Source organism: Pseudomonas sp. UBA3153 (assembly GCF_002364635.1).
Classification (GTDB): Bacteria; Pseudomonadota; Gammaproteobacteria; order Pseudomonadales; family Pseudomonadaceae; genus Pseudomonas_O; species Pseudomonas_O kuykendallii.
This window is the reverse complement of record NZ_DEYR01000064.1, coordinates 39697-61765: the sequence shown is the minus strand read 5'-3', so window position 1 is coordinate 61765 and position 22069 is coordinate 39697. Positions and strand designations below refer to the sequence as shown.

Here is a 22069-nt window from a genome sequence, read left to right as displayed (position 1 = left end):
GGTGCGCCGTGCGCACCGCAGGTTCGGTTGGTGCGCGCGGCGCACCCTACGGCGCCGCGCGTCTGTGAGTTTCGGGGCGGAGGGTGTGTTCCCAGCCGCCTCCCGGATCGGTTTCAGGCCTCTTCGAGCACCACCACGCGCTGCCCGGCGCGTACCGGCGAGCCGGGTTGCACGCGGACTTCGCGGACCACGCCATCGCGTGGGGCGGTGAGCGGGATTTCCATCTTCATCGACTCGAGGATCACCAGCACGTCGCCGGCTTTCACCGCGCTTCCTTCCTCGACCTGCACCTGCCAGAGGTTGCCGGCGATGTGGCTGTCGATGCTGTGCAGGCCGGTCGCGAGCGGGGCGTCGTCGCCCAGCTCGGCGACCACTTCTTCGCTTTCGTAATGGGCCTGGCCGGAGGCGATCCAGCGCTGGCGTTCGGCGTCGAAGGCGGCGCGTTGCCGGGTGCGGAAGGCGTCGATGCCCTCGGCTTCCTCGGTGAGGAAGCCCTGGTAATCGGCCAGGGCCAGCTCGCTGTCCTCGATGCGCAGGTCGAAGCGCCCGAGCGGGAAATCGCGGCGGATCTGCAGCAGCTCTTCGGCGCCCACCGGGTAGAAGCGGATCTGGTCGAAGAAGCGCAGCAGCCAGGGTTTACCGTGGAAGGCGCCGACTTCGCGGTAGCGGTTCCACATCTGCAGGGTGCGGCCGACGAACTGGTAACCGCCGGGGCCTTCCATGCCGTACACGCACAGGTAGGCGCCGCCGATGCCGACCGAGTTCTCGGCGGTCCAGGTGCGCGCCGGGTTGTACTTGGTGGTGACCAGGCGGTGGCGCGGGTCCAGCGGCGTGGCCACCGGCGCGCCGAGGTAGACGTCGCCCAGGCCCATCACCAGGTAGCTGGCGTCGAACACGGTGCGGTACACCTCGTCGAGGTTCGGCAGATCGTTGATCCGGCGGATGAACTCCAGGTTGCTCGGGCACCAGGGCGCGTCCTTGCGCACCGTGGTCATGTACTTGTCGATGGCCAGCTGGCAGGCCGGATCGTCCCAGGACAGCGGCAGGTGGACGATGCGCGACGGCACCTTGAGGTCACGGGTGTTGCACACCGCGTCCCACTCGCCGATCACCACCGCCAGCAGGTTCGCCAGCGACAGGGTTTCCGGCTGGTAGTGCACCTGCAGCGAGCGGATGCCGGGGGTAAGGTCGATCACTCCCTTCAGGCTCTTCGCTTCCAGCGCCTGCATCAGCGCATGGCCGCGGAAGCGCAGCACCAGGTCCAGTTCCGGCTGGCCGATTTCCAGCAGCAGGTGGGTGTCGCCGGAGAGGCGGGCGACCAGGCGGGTGTCGGCTTGGCCGATATCGAGGACGATGGGGGAAGCCAACATTGAACGGCTCCCTCTCCCATTTATGGGAGAGGTTTGGGGAGAGGGGCTTTGGGCGCTTTCAAGAACCCTCTCCCCCGGCCCCTCTCCCGCAAGCGGGAGAGGGGAGACTAGCGCGAGTTCGCTGACCTCTGTATCGCGTGCTTTGGCCAACTCCCGCGCCGTGGCGATATCCACCGGCACGAAGCGCAGCCTGTCGCCGGCCTTGAGCTGGCCGAGCTGCCAGAGATCGGCCTCGATGATGGTCACCGGGCAGACGAAGCCGCCCAGGCTCGGGCCGTCCGGGCCGAGGATCACCGGCATGTCGCCGGTGAAGTCCACCGCGCCGATGGCATAGGGGTTGTCGTGGATGTTCGACGGATGCAGGCCGGCTTCGCCGCCGCTGTCGCGCACCCATTCCGGTTTCGGGCCGATCAGGCGCACGCCGGTGCGGCTGGAGTTGAAATGCACTTCCCAATGGGTGGCGAGGAAGGTGTCGATGTAGGCCGCAGTGAAGTATTCCGGCGCGCCATGCGGGCCGTAGATCACGCGGATTTCGCGCACGGCGGGCAAGGCGGGGCACAGTTCGGCAGGCAGTTGCGCGCCGTTGCTCGTATCGCCGAGAGGTGGAATGTGCAGCACGTCGCCGGCGCGCAGGGCGCGGCCCGCGTGACCGCCGAACTGGCCGAGGGTGAAGGTGCTTTTACTGCCCAGGTATTCCGGCACCTGCAGCCCGCCACGCAGGGTGAGGTACGCGCGAGCGCCGCTGCCGGCGAGGGTGCCGAGGCTCAGCGTGCTGCCGGCCTCGATCAGCAGCGCGGTGTTCATCGGGCGTTCGACGCCATCCACGCTCAGCGGGATCGGCGCGCCGGTCACCGCCACCACGGCGTCGGTGTTGAAGCGCAGCAGCGGGCCGCTCATGGTGATTTCCAGGCCGGCGGCGCCTTCGTCGTTGCCCAGCAGGCGATTGCCCAGGCGCAGCGCGCGGTCGTCCATCGGCCCCGACGGCGGCACGCCGACCGCCCAGTAGCCGAGGCGGCCGGGGAAATCCTGCACGGTGGTCTGGGTGCCGGCGGAGAGCACCTCGAAGGTGTTGGCCCGGTAGACCAGGTTTTCCAGGCAGCGGGTCCAGGGCGAGCCGCTGGCGAAGGGCACGTCTTCGATGATCTGCCGCAGGTAGCCGCGGTTGGACTCCACGCCGTACAGCAGGGTGTCGGCCAGCGCCCGGTCGAGCCCGGCGCGGGCGGCCTCGCGGGTCGGCGCCCAGGCGATGAGCTTGGCGATCATCGGGTCGAAGTAGGGTGGAATCTCGCAACCGGCCTCGACCCAGGTGTCGATGCGCAGGGCCTTGCCGTCGGCCTTGGGGAAGTCCACGGCGGTGAGCAGACCCGGGCTGGGCTGGAAGTCGCGGCCCGGATCTTCGGCATACAGGCGCGCCTGGATGGCGTGGCCGCCGGGTTTCAGGTGCTTCGTCAGTTCGCCCAGCGGCGCCAGGTCGCCGGCCGCCAGCTCGATCATCCAGCGCACCAGGTCGACGCCCCAGACCTGTTCGGTGACGCCATGCTCGACCTGCAGGCGGGTGTTCACTTCGAGGAAGTAGAAGCGCTCGGCCTCGCTGTCGTAGACGAACTCCACGGTGCCGGCGCTGCGGTAGCTGACCGCCTTGGCCAGCTTGATCGCCGCCGCGCACAACTCGTCGGCCATACCGGCCGGCAGGTTCGGTGCCGGGGTCTCTTCCAGCACCTTCTGGTTGCGCCGCTGCACCGAGCAGTCGCGCACGCCGAGGGCGACGACCTCGCCCTGGCCGTCGCCGAACACCTGCACTTCCAGATGGCGGGCACGCTGGATGTATTTCTCGATGAATACGCCCGAGTCGCTGAAGTTGTTCTGCCCGAGGCGCTTGACCGCGTCGAACGCATCGGCCAGCTCTTGGGCCGAGCGGCACACGCGCATGCCGATGCCGCCGCCGCCGGCCGTGCTTTTCAGCATCACCGGGTAGCCGACCTGTTCGCCGGCGCTGAGCGCGGCGTCGAGGTTTTCCAGCAGCTCGGTGCCTTCGAGCATCGGCACGCCGTGCTGCCTGGCCAGCGCGCGGGCGGTGTGCTTGAGGCCGAACACGCGCAGCTGTTCGGGCGTCGGCCCGACGAAGGCGATGCCGGCGGCCTCGCAGGCTTCGGCGAACGCCGCGTTTTCGGAAAGGAAGCCGTAGCCGGGATGGATCGCCTGGGCGCCGCTGCGTTTGGCGATGTCGAGCAGCTTGGCGACGTCCAGATAGGTGCCAGCGGCGGGGCCTTCACCGAGGCTGAAGGCTTCGTCGGCCTGACTGATGTGCAGGCTGGCGGCGTCGGCTTCCGAGTACACGGCGACGCCGCGCACCTGCAGCGTGCGCAGGGTTCGCAGGATGCGGCAGGCGATCGCGCCGCGGTTGGCGATCAGCAGCGTGCTGAACATGAGGTGTTCCCCATGAAGGGGCGGGGCGTCCCGCCGCTATTCGGTTGACACCACGGTCGTCCGTGGTGGGTGGTATCTCTGTGTTTCCTCATCCCTTTCGGACGGTGAGGGCGTTGCGTATTCGGAGGCTGGGTCGGGCGAAGCGATACCCATCAGGACCGGCGTTGGAAAGCGATGGGTATCGCGGGCTCAACCCATCCTCCGGTTGCCCTTTCGGGACGTTGCGTCACTCCCAGACCAGCAGCTCGGCCGCCGTGGGGTTCCAGCCGTTGCACGGGTTGTTCAGCTGCGGGCAGTTGGAGATCAGCACGATCACGTCCATCTCGGCGCGCAGTTCGACGTATTTGCCCGGTGCGGAGATGCCGTCCTCGAAGGTCAGCCCGCCTTCCGGGGTCACCGGGACGTTCATGAAGAAGTTGATGTTCGGCGCGATGTCCGGCTTGCTCAGGCGGCCGTCGTGCAGGCTGGCGCGCAGGAAGTTGTCGCGGCAGCTGTGCATGTAGCGCTTGTCGAGGGCGTAGCGCACGGTGTTGCTCTCCTGCGCGCAGGCGCCGCCGAGGGTGTCGTGGCGGCCGCAGGTGTCGGCGACGATGGTCAGCATCGGGTTGCCGAGGTTGGACCAGAGCACCGTGCCGGTGGTGAGGTAGACGCGGTTCTGCTTGCGCAGGGTGCGCTGGGCGTCGTAGCGCTCGCGCGGGTTGCGTGCGCTGAAGAACAGCGTGTCGACCGCCTGGTTGCCCTCTAGGTCATGGATGCGCAGGGTCTGCCCGGCTTTCAGCTCGGTCAGGCTCGGTTCGCCCGCCGGGATGTAGGTGCGGGTGGCGGCGTCGGAATGTTTTTCGCTGGTGGTCAGGGACATGGCGGCAGCCCTCAGAGGTACAGACGTTCGGTGTTGTGGAAGCCGCGGCCGTTTTCCGGGCGCGACGTGCGGCAGAGCACGCTGATGCCATCGCTGGCGACCTGGCTCCAGCTCAGCTGGACCGGTTTGGGCGCGTACTCGGGGTTCGGGTCCATCGGATGCTGCAGGGCGGTGAGCACCACCAGGCAGTCCATCGGCGCGTACAGCTCGATGTAATCGCCGGCCTTGGAGTTCTCCGCCTCGAAATGGAAGTAGCCCTCGGCGTCGACGCTGACCTTGCTGAACAGGTTGAGCACCATCAGCAGGTCGGCCAGGCCGAGGTTCCACTTGCCCATTTCCACCAGCAGGTTGTCCACACCGTTGCGGAAGAAACCGTTGCGCAGTTCCTGGTAACGGCCTTCGCCGTACTTCTCCTTCACCTCGGCGGCGTTGAGCAGGCCGCCGAAGCTGTCGTGCCAGCCGCAGGTGTCGGCGGTGATCGCCGCCAGCACGCGGCCCATGTCCGAATACAGGCAGTGACCGGTGGTCAGTTTGGCGGTGTGCTGGCACTTGAGGGTGTCCGGCAGGTTCAGCCGTTCGCTTTTCTCGGTGGCGTTTAGCAGCATCAGGCTGACGTTGGCGCCGCCTTCGAGATCGGTGATGCGCAGCAGCTGGCCGCGCTTGAGCACGAAGGAGGTGTGGCCGCCGCCCGGAACGGTTTCCTGGTAGAGGGCGGGACGCAGGGGCAAGCTCGAAGTCATGGCGATTACCTCGGGATCAGGGCCGCGGCTGAAGCGCCGGGCGACGTGACCACTGCAGCCAGCGACACCGGTTCGCGGCGGCGGCTGAGCGGGATGTTGTAGGTGATGCGTGCGCCATAGGCGCCCGGTTCGTGCGGATCGACGCGCAGCTTGTCGAAGACCAGCACGCGGCTGGCCAGGCTGAAGCCTTCGTTGAGGTCGTGGGTGACCATGAACACGGTCAGCCGGGTTTCCTGCCAGAGCTCGCGCAACAGCGCGTGCATGTCCTTGCGGATGCCCGGGTCGAGCGCGCCGAAGGGTTCGTCGAGGAGCAGCACGCGCGGCTTCATGATCAGCGCCTGGGCGATCGCCAGGCGCTGCTGCATGCCGCCGGAGAGCTGCGCCGGGTACTTCTGCAGCGCATGCCCGAGGCCGACGCGCTGCAACAGCTGGCGCGCTTGTTCGCGGGCTTCGGCCTTGGCGCTGCCGAGCAGGCGACCGAGCAGCGGCGCGCGCGGCAGTTCCAGGCCGAGGGCGACGTTGTCCAGCACCGACAGGTGCGGGAACACCGAGTAGCGCTGGAAGACCACGCCGCGGCTGCTGTCCGGCTCATCCGCCAGGGGCTTGCCGTCGAGGAGGATTTCGCCGCGCGAGGGCCGTTCCTGGCCGAGCAGCATGCGCAGGAAGGTCGACTTCCCGCAGCCGGAGGCGCCGACCAGGGAGCAGAACTCGCCTTCCTTGATGGTCAGGTTGATGCGTTCGAGCACGGTCTGGTCGCCGTACTGCTTCCACAGATTGCGTACTTCGATCATGCCCGGCCCCCTTCGTACCAGGGAAAGGCCAGTCGGGTGAGGTGCTTGAGGCCGAGGTCCATCAGCCAGGCGAGCAGGGTGATCCAGGCGACATAGGGCAGGATCACGTCCATCGCCAGGTAGCGGCGCACCAGGAAGATCCGGTAGCCGAGGCCATCGGTGGAGGCGATCGCCTCGGCCGCGATGAGGAACAGCCAGGCCGAGCCGAGCGCCAGGCGCAAGGCGATCAGCAGACGCGGCAGCAACTGCGGCAGGATCACCCGGAGGATCAGCGTCCAGGTGGTGGCGCCCAGGGTCTGGGCCTTGACCAGCAGCTCGCCGGGGATCTCGCGGGCGCGCTGTTCGAGGTCGCGGGCCAGTACCGGGGCGACGCCGATCACGATCAGCATCACCTTGGACAATTCCCCGAGGCCGAAGACGATGAACAGGATCGGCAGGATCGCCAGCGGCGGCACCATCGACAGCACGCCGATCAGCGGCGACAGCGGTGCGCCGAACAGCGGCAGGCTACCGGCGGCGATGCCCAGGCACAGACCGACCAGCGCGGCGATGCCCAGGCCCATGCCGAGGCGTTGCAGGCTGGACAGGGTATCGCCCCAGAACAGGTAGTCGCCGGAGCGCTTGTCCGCTTCGAAAGCCAGCCGGTGGACGGCATCGACCATCTGCGCGGCGCTGGGCAGCAGCTTGTCGTTGGGGTTTTCCGCGAGCCTGTCCGCCGAGCCGATGAAGTACACCAGCAACACCAGGGCGAACGGCATGAGCACCAGGAGCAGCCGGCTGGGCCGATCGGGGTAGCGGTTGATCAGGCGCATGGGCGTGTCCTCGTGCGGGAAGCGGGGCGTCGTCGGGCGGGCGCGTGCATCAGCGCCTGCCGCCGTGGGTGGCGGAACGCAGCGTGAGGTGAGCCGGGGCGCCCGGGTGCCGGGCAACGAGGAAGGCGATTGAGCGGGGATCGTGCATGTAACCTCCAGTTCGTTTCGGGGCCGGCAGGAGCTGCGCGATCTATCCCCTCAGCGTTGAGGGGCGCGCGTTCTCCCGGGCTTTTATCCCGCCGTGTAACCTCGACTGGAGGTCGCCAACTCTCGGACCAGACACTCGTCGCACCCCGAAGGTGGCGAGCCGGAACCCTAGTCGGCTATTTGCAAATTATGGTGCCGTACCCGGTGTCCTGGGCAGCTCCTGCACGCCAAGGCCAAAGCGAATGACGTGCCAACCTGGGGGCGATCCGCACGGGCTGGGCGTTTCGCCGGGTTTCCGCACAGAGGGCAGGCTGCCATTCGTGCTCCCTAACGGTGCGCGACATAACTGGAAATCAAGATTTTGCGCCGTCACACAGCAAAATCGCCGATTCGTTGTCCAACCTGGCAGGGAGTGAATCCCGGGTGTCGACGCCCGTCGACGCTTTCCCAGAACCGCCCGCGAACGCCGCCCCCGTGGTTCGTGAGCAGGTTCTCCAGCGGTCGCAGGAGGCCGCCCATGTCACTCAAAGCATTGCTGTTCGCCGTGATTGGTCTTTCGCTGGTCGGCTGCGCCTCGCCCTATGCCGATGCCGATGGCGTGCGTATCTACAGTGGCGGTGGTTACGGCGGCTACAACGTGCAGCGTTACGACTCCTACGAGTACTACCGGGCCACTCCCATCGAGCGTCGCTGGAACGATGGCCGCTATTACTACCGCGAGGATTTCCGCAACGATAATTACCGCTATCGTCAGGCACCGCCGCGCCACGATTACCGCCGTCCGCCACCGCCGCCGCGCTATTACCAGCCGAAGCGTCACTACGGTCCGCCTGGCTACGGCGGGCCGCGTCCGCACGGGCGCCCGCAGGGTGGGGCGATCCATGGCATGCCGCGCCGCTGACGGCGGCTTCGCCAGGTCGCGGGCGCAGCGGCGGCGCCCGCCTGCCGCAGTGAGCAGTGCTCGCCGTGATTCTAGAGTGCCATTGTCTTTTCACCCGCCAGCCCGCACCATTCCTCCCCCATGAAGGCGTTCGCCCAGCGGCCATTGGTCGCTTGGCGAGCCAGCGTCACTTTTTCGGGAATCCAGGCTGTGTTCAAAGGCTCCGTCAGGTTCTGCGCATGGCGTCGGCGCTGTTCGCTGACGGCGCTGCTGTGCCTGCTGATGGGCGTGCTGATCGGTTCGCTGCAGGCGGACTGGAATTTCTCCCTGATCACCGAACGCGCCGAGTCGCTGTACGGTCCGCTGGGTGCCGGGCGCGGACGGATCAACGCCTGGCAGCGTCTGCTCGAAGCCGAGGCCGGCAAGCCGGTGGATGAGCAGATGCGCGAAGTGAACGACTTCTTCAACCGGTCGCTGGAGTTCACCGACGACCGCTCGCTGTGGAACACCGAGGATTACTGGGCAACGCCGGTCGAGGCGTTGCGGGTCGGGGGCGGCGATTGCGAGGATTTCGCCATCGCCAAGTACATGAGCCTGCGTCACCTGGGGATTCCCAGCGAGAAGCTGCGCATCACCTACGTCAAGGCGTTGAAGCTGAATCAGGCACACATGGTGCTGACTTATTACGAAACCCCCGAAGCGGTGCCACTGGTGCTGGACAACCTGATCGACAGCATTCGGCCGGCGAGTCAACGCAAGGACCTGCTGCCGGTCTATGCCTTCAACGCCGACGGTCTCTGGTTGCAGGGCTCCGCGGGCAACAAACGTGTCGGCGACGCCAAACGGCTGTCGCGCTGGCAGGACCTGCTGAAGAAGATGGAAGCCGAGGGTTTCCCCACGGACTTGCCCCAATAGGAGAAACGATGTCCCTGTTCAAACAGCTCTTGCTTGCCATCTGCCTGTTCCTGGTCGTGGCGTTCAGCGGAAGTTTCCTGGTTGGCCTGGAAAGCTCTCGCGAGCAGTACGTCAACCAGCTGCGTTCCCACGCGCAGGACGCCGCGACGGCTCTTGGCCTGTCGCTGACGCCGAACATCGATGATCCGGCAATGGTCGAGCTGATGGTCAGCTCCATCTTCGACAGTGGCTACTACGAGAGCATCCGCGTGGTCGACCTGGCCAGCGGCAATGTGATCGTCGAACGCAGCGGCACGCCGGACGTGCCCTCGGTGCCCGCCTGGTTCGTCAAGCTGATCGGCCTCGAACCGGCCGGTGGCGATGCCATCGTCAGCCGCGGCTGGGAGCAGGCGGCGCGGGTCGAGGTGGTCAGCCATCCGATGTTCGCCGTCGCCCGGCTGTGGCGCAACGCCCTCGGCAGCCTGGCCTGGCTGGCGGTTTGCGGCGTCGTCAGTTGCCTGCTCGGCGCGTTTCTCCTGCGCCGTCAGCTGCGCCCGCTCGACTACATGGTCGAGCAGTCCCACGCCATCGCCCGTCGCGAATTTCTCAGCCTGCCGAACCTGCCGCGCACGCCGGAGCTGCGCCGCGTCGTGCAGGCCATGAACCAGATGGTCGAGAAGCTCAAGACGCTGTTCCAGGAGCAGGCGCTGCGCAGCGAGAAGCTGCGCGAGGAGGCGTACCAGGACAGCCTCACCGGTCTCGCCAACCGGCGTTACTTCGACATGCAGCTGCAGAGCCGGCTGGGCACCGAGGAGCAGGCCAGCCACGGCTACCTGCTGTTGCTGCGCGTCAACGACCTGGCCGGGCTGAACGCCCGCCTGGGCGGCCAGCGGACCGACCAGTTGCTGACGGCCATCGGCGAGCTGCTGCACCATCCGATCGCGCCGACGCGCAGCGACGTGCTGATCGCCCGCACCCGCGGTGGCGAGTTCGCCTTGCTGGTTCCCGGCCTGGTGCGCGAGGAGGCCGAGCAACTGGCGATCAGCCTGGAGAGCGCGCTGGCCAGCCTGCATGCCACGGGTGTCACCGATGTGTTGCCGGTCGCCAGCATCGGGCTGGCGCCCTTCCGCCCTGGAATGTCGCCGGCCACATTGTTGAGCCAGGTGGACGAAGCGCTTACCCAGGCCGAGGGTCTGGGCGAGCGTTGCTGGGCCTGCGTGGAGCTCGCCGGCGAATCGCAGCCGGGCGACGAGACCCATACCTGGCATGCGTTGCTCGACCAGGCATTGGCGCACAAGCGCTTCCAGCTGTTCTTCCAGCCCGTGGTGGACAGTCACGAGACCGACCGCGTGCTCCATTACAAGGTGCTGTCGCGGTTGCAGGACGGCGAGGGTGCGCTGATTCCCGCGGGTCGCTTCCTGCCCTGGATCGAACGCTTCGGCTGGTCCGGCCGGCTCGACCTGGTGATGCTGGACCTGGTGCTGGCGCAAATGGCCAGCCATGACAAATCGCTGGCCCTGAATCTCTCCGGCGCGACGCTGGAGGACTCGACGGCGCTCAATGCTGTGCTGGACAAACTGGCCCACTACAGCGCCTTCGGTTCACGCCTGACGCTGGAGCTGGAAGAGAACCGTCTGCCCGACCAGGCGGGCCTGGAGCGCCTGAACAAGCGCCTGCACGACCTGGGCTTCAACCTCAGCCTGCAACATTTTGGCGGACGCTTCAGCATGATCGGCAACCTGGCGCGCCTCGGCCTCGCCTGGCTGAAAGTGGACGGCAGCTACATCCGCCATATCGACCGGGAAAGCGACAAGCGCCTGTTCATCGAGGCGGTCCAGCGCGCCGCCAACAGCATCGATCTGCCCTTGATCGCCGAGCGCGTGGAAACCGAGGGTGAACTGCAGGTGCTGCGCGAGATGGGCATCCAGGGCGTGAAGGGCCGGCTGTTCGGCGAGCCGGGGCCGTGGGTGAGCAACTGATCGCCGTCTGGCAGGGCTGAAATGAAAAAGGACGCGACCGAGGTCGCGTCCTTTTTCGTTGCGCTGGATGTAATGCCTTTCTGTCCGGTGTTGCCGTTCAGATCATCCCGTCTTCTTCTTCGTTGATCAGGCTGTTCAACCCGCCCAGGGCTTCACGCGCCTGGTTGCGGTTGAGCAGCTTGGCCTGCGCCGCGGCCGGCAGATCGGTCAGGCGAATGACGCCCTTGATCATCAGCAACTGCAGCAGGTCGTCGAGTACCCGGATCATGTCCAGGTCGCTCTGCTTGAGGTGCAGCAGGCTGGTCTCCACCGACTGGTTGGAATACCAGGCCAGCACCTCCTGATCGTCCGCCGGAAGCGTCTCGGTCCTGCCAGGAAAATCGGCCGCTTCCACGCGAACCAGCTGTCCCTGCATGTCGCGTTGCACGTAAAGCATCGCTGATCCTCGTTATCGAACGGCCGATCCCGGCAGCACCCGCTGGGGTGCTGCCGGAGACCTCGCCGCTTAGTGGTCGACCTTCAGGTGTTCGCTTTGAATCAGCGAGCTGATGATCTGCGACGAGTTGGCGCCCAGGTTGCTGCTGCTCAGGTCAACCCCGTCGAGCTGGATGGTCAGGTCGGCCTTGCCGGTGTTGGCGGTGGCGCTGGCAGCGGTATCGAACTGGCCGGTGGTGCTGACCAGCAGCGTGCTGATGCCGTTCTGCGTGCTCATCTGCAGGAAGTGGTCGATGGAGTCCGTGGTCTCGCCTTGCAGCAGGTCGCGCAGGTCGATGCTGTCCTTCTGGCTCAGGCTGAAGTCCTTGATGATGTCGGCAGCCGGCGACCCGATGCTGCCGGCATCGCCGGATTTCCAGACGAAGGTATCCGCGCCGGCACCCCCCCACAGTACATCGTTGCCTTTCCCGCCGATGAGGATGTCGTTGCCGTCACCGCCATACAGCGTGTCGTTACCGTTGCCGCCTTCGAGGCGATCGTCGCCACCGTAGCCATACAGCGTGTCGTTGCCGTCTCCACCGCGCAGCAGGTCGGCCGCGGCGAGGGTTTCGGAGCCCTTCAGCGTGTCGTTGCCCGAGGTTCCGGTGCTGAGCACCGAGTTGCCGTTGGCCAGCGTCAGGTACTCGCTGGTGCTGGCGGAGTCGCCGTTGGGCAGGGTGCTGGTGGCGGTGAACACCAGGGTGCCGGATTCCGTACCCGTGTTGCTCAGGGTCAGCGAGCCCAGCGTCCAGCCGGTCAGGTCGACGTTGTCGTTGACCCCTGTCGACGTGTGGCTGTGGGTGCCGTCGCTGATGACGATGTCCTTGGCCAGACCGCTGACGGTGGTGGAGGTCACTCCGGCGCTTTCCGCCAGGCCCAGGCTGAGCTTGTCGGCGGCCGAACCCCAGGCGTTGGCGATGGCGGTGTGCTCGTAACCGTTCTCGACGTTGTGGATCGCCGCGATCTGGCCGGCGCTCAGCACGCCGCTGTAGATCCGCAGGTCATCGAGGGCGGCCGTCAGGTACTTGGTGTCCGTCAAATCGGTCACGTTACTGCCGTTGAGGTCGAAGCGGTTGGTCGCGCCGATCGACAGCAACTGGTTGTACAGGCCGTTGAACGCCGAGTCGCTGGTCGATCCGCTCGCGTTGAGAACACCGTCGATGTAGATGTCGACGGTCGACCCGCTGTGAGTGATCGCCACGTTGTGCCACTGGTTGTCGGTCACCGAGGTGGTGCTGTAGACGCCAGCGGCGTTGCCGACCGCCAGCCCGATCTGGCCGGCGTTGTTGATCGCGCCCCACTGGATGTCGTTGCCGCCACCGTTGTGTTCGCTGCCGATCACGCTCGGCAGGTCCCAGGATCTTCCTGCGCCATCGTTGCCGCTGTCTGGCTGGGCAGCCGCCTTGATCCAGAAGGTGAGGGTGGCCGCGGCTCCCATCAGCGCATGGGTCGCGCTGGCGTCGAGGTTGATGCGGTCGCCGGTGTCGTTCAGCGAAATGTAGTTGCCGGCCCCTTCGGCGCGCGGGGTGGTGACGAAGGTCGGCAGGCCGGTCCCGCCCGCGCTGTCGCTGTCCGCCAGGGTGCCTTTGGCGCCGCTGGACTGGTTGGTCGTGACGCTGCTGCCAGGCGCTTCATTGAAGGTCCAGAAGCCTTTCGGCGTGACGTTCAGCGTCGGGTTGACGGCATCGTTGGTCGACACCACATCGAGGTTGACGGTAGCCGTTTCGCTCACGCCGCCGGAGGAGACGGTGTAGGTGAAGGTCGCGGCACCGTGGTAGTCGGCGGCCGGGGTGAAGGTCAGCTTGCCGTCGGCGCCGAGCTTGACGACGCCGTGCTCGACGCTCACGGTGCCGTCGCTGCCGAAGGCCTTGCCGTCGATGGCGGTGATGGTCTTCGCCGCCGTGCCGAAGGTGTCGTTGGCCAGCACGTCGAGGGTGATCGGCGTGTCTTCCTTGACCGAGGCGGTGTCGTTGAAGGCGTCGGTCGCGGCGGTGACGTAGAGCGTGACCTTCGCATCGGCGGTGGCGCCGTTGGCGTCCTGCACGGTGTAGGTGAAGGTCGCTTCGCCGTTGTAGTTGGCGGTCGGGGTGAAGGTGACCACCCCGTTGACCAGTGACACGCTGCCGTGCTCGGCGGATTGCACGCTCTTGAGGGTCAGCAGCGTGCCGTCGACGTCCTTGTCGTTGGCCAGCAGCGAAGCGGCGCTGATGGTCAGCGGCGTGTCTTCGGTGGTCACCAGCGAGCTGGTGCCGCCGCTCGCGCCGAGTACGCTGTAAGCGCTGTCGGGCGCGCCGGCGGGCTTGCTTTCCACCTTGAGAATGGCGTCGCCGCCCTGATCCCAGTAGATGATCTCGACCTGGTGCGCGCCGCCGGTGGCGATGGTGTAGGGAACGGTGGAGATGGTCACGCCCTGGCTGCGGATGCCGTCGAACTTGACCACGTCCTGCCCGTCGATGCGCAGGATGAAGCCATCGTCCGAGGTGACCTTGAAGTCGTAGCTGCCCGCTGCCAGGGTCACCTGGCCGCTCAGCTTAATGATCGCGTCAGAGGTATCGCCCGGGTCCTGCGACAGCCTGCCCTTGTCGTTGCCGAGGAACTGCTGCAGATGGTCGGCCCGGCCAAGGTCCCCACCCACCGAGCCGTAGTTGATCGACGTGGCGGTGAAGGTGGCGTTCGGCGTCTTGCCGGCGATGAACCCTTCCACCTGGGCGATGCTGGTCAGGTTGGGGTTGGCCCCATTCTGCGCATAGCCGAAGTACTGACCGGTGAGACCCAGGCTGTAGTGATCGTCCACGGCAACCGGCGCGTCGTTGGCGCCCAGCACGTTGACCGTGATGGTCTGCGTGGCGGTGCCGCCGTGGCCGTCGGAAACCGTCGCCTGGAAGGTCTCCAGCTTGGACTCGCCTTCTTTCAACGCCTGCGTGGCCGCCGCGTTGTTGTCCAGGGTATAGGTCCACACGCCGGCGCTGGTCATGGCGATGGTGCCGTAGGTGCCGGCGGTCGATGCCAGCGACCAGGACGCGGTGGCTCCTGCGTCGGCATCGCTCGAGGCGAGGGTGCCGGAAACGCTGGGCTGGCCATTTCCGTTGACGCCCGCTTCGGTTACCGAACCGGTAGCCGCGGCGGCGGCGGAGGTGATCACCGGGATGTCGTTCGCCCCGTTGAGGGTGATCGCGATGGTCCGGGTATCGGTCGCGCCGTTCGGGTCGGTGACCGTCGCGGTGAAGTTTTCGGTGACCGATTGACCGGCGTTGAGCCCGTTGACCGCCGCGTCGTTCACCACGTAGGTGTAGTTGCCGTTGGCTTCGACGATCAGTTGCCCATAGGTGCCCGAAGCGCTGCCGCTCCAGGTGAGCACGCTGTCATCGGCATCGGTGGCCACCAGGGTGCCGGTGATGTTGGCGAAGTCGTCGGTCGCCGGCGTGTCGTTGATGGTGCTGGCATAGGTGCCGGTAGCCACGGGCGCATCGTTGGTGCCGATGATGGTGATGGTCGCCGTGGCGGTATCGGTACCGCCATGCCCGTCGCTGACGGTGTAGGTGAAGGTGTCGGTGGCGACCTGACCGGCTTTCAGACCGTCGAACTTGCCGTTGGGGTCGTAGCTGAAGCTGCCGTTGGCATTCGCGACGAGCAATGCGCCGCTGGCGAGCGTGATCGCACCGCTGGTGAGGTTGCTGCCGTTGATCTGGGTGACGGTGAGCGTGTCGCCATCGGCGTCGGTGTCATTGGCCAGCAGATCGCGGTTGCCATCGGCAATCGACAGCGTGGCGTTCTCGTTGATCGTGTAGGCGGTGTTGGCGCTGGCAGGCCCGGTTCCCTTGAAGCCGGTGAGGTAGTAGTCGGAGCCGTCCCCGCTCCGGTTGGCGGTATCCACGGACTCGAAGCGGATGCTGTCGAAGACCAGATCACCGGTATCGATCTGCACGGTCGTGGTGCCGCCAGTCGCGGCGCTGAAGGTGCCGCTGGCGACTACCGAGCCGTTGTACAGGGCGACCCATTGACCAATCTCGCCGCCGTTTTCGTTGGCGATCAGATGGCTGACGGTGAACTCGGCCTGGTTGAGGTTGCCGTTGAAGTTCAGCTCGACGGATTCGCTCTTGTCGGTAGCCCGGTCGTATTCGATCTGGTTGGCGACGGCGGTGGAATCACGCGGCGTGCCTGCCACGCCGAGCGCGTTGCGATCGCCATCCACATTCCCCGCGTAGAGGGTTCCGGGCGTTCCGTCGGCGTTCAGTGCGACCGGCGTGATGCCCAGCCCCTTGCTGTCCAGAGCATCCCAATGGGAAGCGCTGGTGCCGCCGGCCAGTTGACCGAGGGCAACGCTGTAGGCCACGCCACTCGGGTCGTCCACGGCATCCGGGTTGTCGTTGACCGGGGTCGCGCCCAGGGTGACGGTACCGGTGACGGTGGCCGTGCCATCGTTGACGCTGTAGGTGAAGTTGCCGACCGCTTGACCGCTGGTGTAGTCGGCCGGCCCGTTGTACTTCAGGCCCTGCAGTTCGGCGCTGGTCAGCGTCTGGCCGTTGGTGACGGCGGTGCCGTCGGCCAGGGTGACGCTGCCCAGGGTCGGCAGGCCGGTGACGGTAATGCTCAGCGCATCGCCGTCGGCATCGGTAGGTGCCTCGAGGCCCAGCGGGGTGCCCACGCTTCCTTCCGCCACGGTCAGCGAATTGCTGCTGACGACGGGCAGGTCGTTGGTGCCGGTGATGGTGACGACGACGTCGTGCGGCGTGCCGTCGGCGCTGAGCACGGTGAAGGTCTCGGTCTTCACTTCGCCGGCCTTGAGGTACTGCACATCGGCATTGGCGACGTTGTAGGTCCAGACGCCGGCGCTGGTGATGCTCAGGCTGCCCAGCGCGCCGTTGCTGGCGGTGATGCCGGTGGTCTGAAACACCGACTGGCCCGCATCGGCGTCGGCGATGGTGAGAGTGCCGGCGTCGGTCAGGACGGGGTTGGCGGCGTCTTCGACCACGGCGCCGGTGTCGTTGCCCGCGATGACCGGGGCATCGTTGGTGCCGGTGATGGTGACGACGATGTCGTGCGGGGTGCCATCGGCGCTGCGCACGGTGAAGGTTTCGGTCTTCACTTCGCCGGCCTTGAGGTACTGCACGTCGGCGTTGGCGACGCTGTAGGTCCAGGCACCGGCAGCGGTGATGCTCAGGCTGCCCAGCGCGCCGTTGCTGGCGGTGATGCCGGTGGTCTGGAACACCGACTGGCCTGCATCGGCGTCGGCGATGGTGAGGGTGCCCGCGTCGGTCAGGACGGGGTTGGCGGCGTCTTCGACGACGGCGCCCGCATCGTCACCCGCGATGACCGGGGCATCGTTGGTGCCGGTGATGGTGACGACGATGTCGTGCGGGGTGCCGTCGGCGCTGAGCACGGTGAAGGTCTCGGTCTTAACTTCGCCGGCCTTGAGGTACTGCACGTCGGCGTTGGCGACGTTGTAGGTCCAGACGCCGGCGCTGGTGATGCTCAGGCTGCCCAGCGCGCCATTGCTGGCGGTGATGCCGGTGCTCTGGAAGCTGGCCTCGCCGCTGCCGTCGAGCCCGGTGTCCGGGTCGGCGATGGTCAGGGTGCCGGTATCGGTCAGGGTCGGGTTGCTGGCGTCCTCGGTCACCGTGCCACGGTCGTCGCCGGCGATGGTCGCGCCATCGTTGGTGCCGGTGATGGTGACGACGATGTCGTGCGGGGTGCCGTCGGCGCTGCGCACGGTGAAGGTTTCGGTCTTCACTTCGCCGGCCTTGAGGTACTGCACGTCGGCGTTGGCGACGCTGTAGGTCCAGGCGCCGGCGGCGGTGATGCTCAGGCTGCCCAGCGAGCCGTTACTGGCGGTGATGCCGGTGGTCTGGAACACCGACTGGCCTGCATCGGCGTCGGCGATGGTAAGGGTGCCGGCGTCGGTCAGGACGGGGTTGGCGGCATCTTCGACGACGGCGCCGGTGTCGTCGCCCGCAATGAGCGGAGCATCGTTGGTGCCGATGATGGTGATGGTCGCGGTGGCGGTATCCGTGCCGCCGTGGCCGTCGGAAATAGTGTAGGTGAAGGAGTCCTTGCCGACTTGCCCGGCGGTCAGGGCGTCGAACTTGCCGTTCGGGTCGTAGCTGAAGCTGCCGTCGGCATTCACCGTGAGCAGCGCGCCGCTGGCGAGGGTGATGGTGCCAGTCAACGGCTGGCCGTTCACCGCGGTCACGGCGATGGCATCCCCATCGGCGTCGCTGTCGTTGGCGAGCAGGCTGGTGCTGCCATTGGCGATAGCGAGGGTCCCGTTTTCGCTGAGGGTGTACGGGCTGTTGAGCGCCGCGCTGCCGCTGCCGGAGAAGCCGGCAAGGAAGTAGTCGGAGCCGTCGCCGCCACCAGCGGCGGTGTCCAGCGACTCGAAGCGGATGCTGTCGAAGGCCTTGCCGCCGGTGTCGATGCCGAACGTCGCGTAGCCGGTGGTGTTCGTCGGGTCCAGCTGGAAGGTCCCGCGGGCGACTTCCGCACCGTTGTACATCGCGACCCAGCGGCCGACTTCGCCGCCGTTTTCGTCACCGATCAAGTGGGCGACGGTGAACTGTGCCTTGTCCAGGTTGCCGCTGAAGTTCAGCACGATCGCTTCGGACTTGCCGGTGGTGGGGTCGAATTCGGTTTGCGGGGCCACCTGGCTGCCCGGACGGGTGGTGCCGTCGACGCCAATGGCGTTGGCGTTGCCATCCCAGCCGCCCTGATAGAGCGTGCCGGTGCTGCCATCGGCGTTCAGCGCCACGATCGAGGTCGGGTTGCCCTTGCTGTCGACCTGGTTCCAGCGGTTGTTGCCATAGTCGTAACCGGTGCCGGACGCGCTGAGGTTACGGTCCCCCAGCGTGACCGTGTAGGGAGTTCCGGAAATGTCGTCCACCGCGTCCGGCGGGGTGTTGATGACGATCGCGCTGTCGCTGCCCGGCGCCGACTGGTTGCCGGCGAGGTCGGTCTGGGTCGCTACGACGGTCAGCGAGCCGCCGAGCGGCGGTGCGTTTTCGGTGAAGGTGATGGTGCCGTTGTCGTAATTGAAGCCACTGAGCGGGTTGCCCTGGGCATCGGTGAACTGGGCGGTGCCGTTGTCGAGGCTGAGGTTGACGGTGCTCGACGTGTTGCCGTTGGTGATTTCGAGCGTCACGGAGCCACCGGCCACCAGCTCGGCGTTGCTGACCTGCACGCTGACCTGAACGCCGTCGTTGCCGATCTCGCCGACCGTTAGCTGCCCGTCGTCCGGGTTGTTGTCGTCGACGATGACGACCGTGGGCGCCGAGGGTGCAGTGGTGTCGAGCACGGCGCTGTCGGTGGCCGGCGCGGAGACGTTGCCCGCCGCGTCGGTGACCGTCGCGGTGACGACCAGCTCGGCACCTTCCGGCGGACGGGGCACGGTGGTTTCCACCGAGCCCGCGGCGATCTGGTCGGCGGTGAGGATGATGTCCTGGCTGTTGACGCCGTCGGTAACGGTCAGCGTGTCGCCGGCTACCGCGGTCGCCGGCAGACCTACGGTGACCGCGACGGTGGTGCTGTTGCCCAGCTCGCCGTTGCTCAGGAACGCGTCATTGTTGACGTCACTGGTGATGACGATGGTCGGTGCGTCGGTCGGCGTGGCGTCCAGCGCGGCATCGTCGGTGGCCTGCGCCGGGTTGCCGGCGGCGTCGGTGACGCTGGCATTCACGGTCAGCGGGCCGTCGCTCAGGCTGCTCAGGTCGACATTGGTGCTGTAGCTGCCGTCCGGGTTGGTGGTCGCGGTGACGGTGATGTCGGGCGTGTTCGGGTCGTTGTCGCTGATCACCAGGGTGACGGTGCGACCGCCGCCTACATCGGAGGTGCCGGTGATGGGGGCATTACCGACGTTCGAGGCATTCAGGTCGTCGAGGCTGACGGTGATGTTGGCGATGGTGTCCAGGTTGGCGTCGTCGACCGCCTGGGCCGGGTTGCCGGCGGCGTCGGTGACACTGGCATTGACCGTCAGGGGGCCGTCGCTGAGGCTGCTGAGGTCGGCCGTGGTGCTGTAGCTGCCGTCGGGGTTGGTCACGGCAGTGACGGTGATGTCCGGCGTGCTCGGGTCGCTGTCGCTGATCACCAGCGTCACGGTGCGCCCGCCGCCGACGTCGGAAGTACCGCTCAGCGGGGCATTGGCCACGGTCGCGCCGTTGAGGTCGTCGAGGGTGACGGTGAGATTGGCCTCGGTATCGACAGTGTACGGGCGGTCGGTGGTCGCGCTGGCGACGTTGCCGGCGTTGTCGGCGCTGGTAACGGTGGCGATGACATTGTTGTTCGCCGCCAGATTGCTGCTGCTGACGTCGATGCTGAAGCCAAGGTTGCCATTGGCCAGTTGAATGACGTTGCCGTTGTAGACCACGCCGCCGATGTTCAGGGTGATGGCGTCTCCGACCCGCACATCGCCGCCGACGGTGCCGGTGAGGGTGATGGTGCCGCTGTTGGCTTCGGCGCGGTTGATCACGTCGTCCGAGGTGATTGGGTCGAGGGCGATGGAGACGGCCGGCGGAATCAGGTCCTGCGGCAGCTGGGTCTCGCCGATGAAGGTGTCGTCGGCAGCGATCGCGAAACCATCGGTGGACGTGGGGTAGCCGATGGTGGGCTGGACACTGCCTGCGGTGGCGTCGAGAACCACGAAGCTGTGCCCGCCACCGGCATTTCCGGTACCGGTGCCCGCAGCGGTCGGGCCCGCTGCGGTGGGCTCGAAGGCTTGCGTCGGGTCAGCCCCGGCAGCGATGGCCTGCTGCAGGTCGGCGACCGATTGTTCGGTGGCGGCGACGTCCTCGGTGTACTCGGAGCCGGTCTGCTGGCTCCACTGGGTATCGCGCCCCAGATCGAGCATCCTTCCGTCGCTCATTTCCAGTGTGATCATCCCCGAAGTGCCGGTCAGCACCTGGTCGTCCTGGAATATGCGGTCACCCTCCACGAGCAGGCGGCTGGCGCCTTCGGCAGACACCGCAAAGACCTGGCCGACAACACTTTTGACGATCGCGATCACACTGCTCATGAATAAGTAACTCCCGTTTATTTTTAAACCGAACGCTTCGATGCTTCCGGCATCGAAGAGTGCCCGCAGGACCACAAAAAAAGATGGACAAAACACGCTGCGTCAAGTATCTGGCATGGCGTCCGCCTGCCGGGAAAAATCGCCAATGTCTTGACCAAATGAGGCCTATCCTAAAGAATCTGCTACATCATGTCACTTTGATATTAATTGCACTTCATGATCGACCGCTTCAAGCCCTGTAGGCCCTCCGAAAGTTGGGTGGAAAGGTGTACGAAGGAATGGTTTTTTGGCTGCGCGATGCGCGCAGTCACCGTCAAACAAGGAAATCATAAATGCGTCTTCCCTATTTAGCTCTGCTCCCGCTTTCCCTGGCGATCACCGTTCACGCCCAGGCACAGACACTGACGGAAGCCGTCCAGCAAGCCATCGAGAATCACCCGGAAGTGCAGGCAGGCATCAACGGTCGTATGGCGGCCGATTATCAATTGAAAGCGGCTCGCGGTGCATACCTGCCGTCGGTCGACATCCTCGCCGGCATCGGCCGCGAAGGCACCGACAACACCACCACCCGTTTCAACAGCAACGACAACGATCATTACCGTACCTTGACCCGCGGTGAATCCTCCATTCGTCTGCAACAGATGATCTACGACGGTTCCGCCACCCGTGAAGAGGTCGGCCGGCAGACCGCCATCGTCAATTCCCGCGCCTACGGGCTGCTCGCCACCTCCGAGAGGACCGCGCTGGACGCCATCCAGGTGTACCTGGAAGTGCTGCGTCGCGAGGAGCTGGTTCGTCTGGCCGAGGACAATTTCAAGAACCACCAGCGCATCTATGACCAAATCAGCCTGCGCAGCCAGCGTGGCGTCGGCAGCACCGCCGACCGTGACCAGGCCGACGCGCGTCTGGCTCTGGCGCGCAACAACCTGATCACCGAGCAGACCAACCTGGCTGATGCGCGGGTCAACTACTATAGCGTCATCGGCAGCGAGCCGACCGATCTGAGCATGCCCAACAGCCTCAACGGCCTGCTCCCGGCGACCCTCGCCGAAGCCAAGCAGCAGATGGTCGCGACCAACCCGAGCCTGCGTTCGGCCGAGTCCGACGTGGCCGCCACCGAAAGCCAGTACGCCGCCGCCAAGTCGGCCTTCCTGCCACGCGTCGACGCCGAGGTTTCGCAGAGCTTCGATAACAACATCGATGGCATCGAAGGTCACTCCAACGAATGGCAGGCGATGCTGCGCATGCGCTACAACCTGTATTCGGGTGGCAGCAACAAGGCCACGCTGGAAGCCCGCAGCTACCAGATCAACGAAGCGCTGGACATCCGCAACAACGCCCTGCGCCAGCTCAACGAAGAGCTCGGCCTGGCCTGGAACGCCCTCGAAAACGCCCGCACGCAGAAGCCGATCGCCGAGGACAACGTCGGTTTCAGCAAGCGTGTGCGTGAGGCCTACCAGAAGCAGTTCGGTCTTGGCGAGCGCACCCTGCTCGACCTGCTGGACAGCGAGAACGAACTGTTCACCGCGCAACGCCGCCTCTCCGACGTCAACTTCATCGAGCTGATGACCCAGTACCGCATCAAGGCGACCATGGGTGACCTGCTGAAGAGCCAGGGCGTGGTCGCGCCGATGGCCTCGACCGCGATGTCCGACGTCAAGACCAAGGTCCAGCTGCCCGGCCTGAACTGATGCA

The 22069-nt window shown here is 66.2% G+C and carries 11 protein-coding genes and 1 riboswitch; of the genes, 4 read left to right on the top strand and 7 right to left on the bottom strand.

Annotated features, from left to right (window positions below):
* Positions 1-113 precede the first annotated feature (113 nt).
* The 5 genes from uca to B2X67_RS15205 form a co-directional block, all read right to left on the bottom strand.
* Entirely contained in the window at positions 114-3797 is a 3684-nt protein-coding gene (gene uca / locus B2X67_RS15225; protein ID WP_273228667.1) for an urea carboxylase, read from the bottom strand.
* A gap of 226 nt (positions 3798-4023) precedes the next feature.
* Complete coding sequence (locus B2X67_RS15220) at positions 4024-4656, bottom strand: urea amidolyase associated protein UAAP2 (RefSeq protein WP_090229913.1); 633 nt, start codon at positions 4654-4656, stop codon at positions 4024-4026.
* Between the two features lie 11 nt (positions 4657-4667).
* Complete coding sequence (locus B2X67_RS15215; RefSeq protein ID WP_090229911.1) at positions 4668-5396, bottom strand: urea amidolyase associated protein UAAP1; 729 nt, start codon at positions 5394-5396, stop codon at positions 4668-4670.
* A gap of 5 nt (positions 5397-5401) precedes the next feature.
* Positions 5402-6187 (bottom strand): ABC transporter ATP-binding protein, encoded by a 786-nt coding sequence (locus B2X67_RS15210; RefSeq protein WP_312206500.1) that lies wholly within the window; start codon positions 6185-6187, stop codon positions 5402-5404.
* Positions 6184-6999 (bottom strand): ABC transporter permease, encoded by an 816-nt coding sequence (locus B2X67_RS15205; RefSeq protein ID WP_273228666.1) that lies wholly within the window; start codon positions 6997-6999, stop codon positions 6184-6186. The genes B2X67_RS15210 and B2X67_RS15205 overlap by 4 nt, the downstream gene beginning before the upstream one ends.
* Positions 7000-7217: 218 nt before the next feature.
* Positions 7218-7329, bottom strand: a riboswitch (guanidine-I (ykkC/yxkD leader).
* A 334-nt stretch (positions 7330-7663) separates the two neighbouring features.
* Between B2X67_RS15205 and B2X67_RS15200 the strand changes: the two genes are divergently transcribed.
* From B2X67_RS15200 to lapD, 3 genes are all read left to right on the top strand, one after another.
* Positions 7664-8047: a hypothetical protein gene (locus B2X67_RS15200; RefSeq protein ID WP_273228665.1), complete on the top strand. Its 384-nt coding sequence runs from the start codon at positions 7664-7666 to the stop codon at positions 8045-8047.
* A 189-nt stretch (positions 8048-8236) separates the two neighbouring features.
* On the top strand, positions 8237-8941 hold the full coding sequence (gene lapG, locus B2X67_RS15195; protein ID WP_349677794.1) for a cysteine protease LapG: 705 nt from the start codon (positions 8237-8239) through the stop codon (positions 8939-8941).
* Between the two features lie 8 nt (positions 8942-8949).
* The gene (gene lapD / locus B2X67_RS15190) at positions 8950-10899 is read left to right on the top strand and encodes a cyclic di-GMP receptor LapD (protein WP_286786006.1); all 1950 of its coding nucleotides are present in this window, start codon (positions 8950-8952) and stop codon (positions 10897-10899) included.
* Between the two features lie 97 nt (positions 10900-10996).
* Here the strand turns inward: lapD and B2X67_RS15185 are convergent, their stop codons facing one another.
* Positions 10997-11335 carry a tryptophan synthase subunit beta gene (locus B2X67_RS15185; RefSeq protein ID WP_286786005.1) on the bottom strand — a complete coding sequence of 113 codons (339 nt, stop codon included), beginning with the start codon at positions 11333-11335 and terminating at the stop codon, positions 10997-10999.
* A 69-nt stretch (positions 11336-11404) separates the two neighbouring features.
* Positions 11405-20374 (bottom strand): retention module-containing protein, encoded by an 8970-nt coding sequence (locus B2X67_RS15180; RefSeq protein ID WP_286786004.1) that lies wholly within the window; start codon positions 20372-20374, stop codon positions 11405-11407.
* A gap of 332 nt (positions 20375-20706) precedes the next feature.
* On the opposite strand from B2X67_RS15180, the gene B2X67_RS15175 reads away from it, so the two are divergent.
* On the top strand, positions 20707-22065 hold the full coding sequence (locus B2X67_RS15175) for a TolC family outer membrane protein (RefSeq protein ID WP_273228661.1): 1359 nt from the start codon (positions 20707-20709) through the stop codon (positions 22063-22065).
* Positions 22066-22069: the final 4 nt, after the last annotated feature.

What these genes read in the sequence shown, in the direction of transcription:
- uca (WP_273228667.1), bottom strand. Translation starts at nt 3,797, where the DNA reads ATGTTCAGCACGCTGCTGATCGCCAACCGCGGCGCGATCGCCTGCCGC.
- B2X67_RS15220 (WP_090229913.1), bottom strand. Translation starts at nt 4,656, where the DNA reads ATGTCCCTGACCACCAGCGAAAAACATTCCGACGCCGCCACCCGCACC.
- B2X67_RS15215 (WP_090229911.1), bottom strand. Translation starts at nt 5,396, where the DNA reads ATGACTTCGAGCTTGCCCCTGCGTCCCGCCCTCTACCAGGAAACCGTT.
- B2X67_RS15210 (WP_312206500.1), bottom strand. Translation starts at nt 6,187, where the DNA reads ATGATCGAAGTACGCAATCTGTGGAAGCAGTACGGCGACCAGACCGTG.
- B2X67_RS15205 (WP_273228666.1), bottom strand. Translation starts at nt 6,999, where the DNA reads ATGCGCCTGATCAACCGCTACCCCGATCGGCCCAGCCGGCTGCTCCTG.
- B2X67_RS15200 (WP_273228665.1), top strand. Translation starts at nt 7,664, where the DNA reads ATGTCACTCAAAGCATTGCTGTTCGCCGTGATTGGTCTTTCGCTGGTC.
- lapD (WP_286786006.1), top strand. Translation starts at nt 8,950, where the DNA reads ATGTCCCTGTTCAAACAGCTCTTGCTTGCCATCTGCCTGTTCCTGGTC.
- B2X67_RS15185 (WP_286786005.1), bottom strand. Translation starts at nt 11,335, where the DNA reads ATGCTTTACGTGCAACGCGACATGCAGGGACAGCTGGTTCGCGTGGAA.
- B2X67_RS15180 (WP_286786004.1), bottom strand. Translation starts at nt 20,374, where the DNA reads ATGAGCAGTGTGATCGCGATCGTCAAAAGTGTTGTCGGCCAGGTCTTT.
- B2X67_RS15175 (WP_273228661.1), top strand. Translation starts at nt 20,707, where the DNA reads ATGCGTCTTCCCTATTTAGCTCTGCTCCCGCTTTCCCTGGCGATCACC.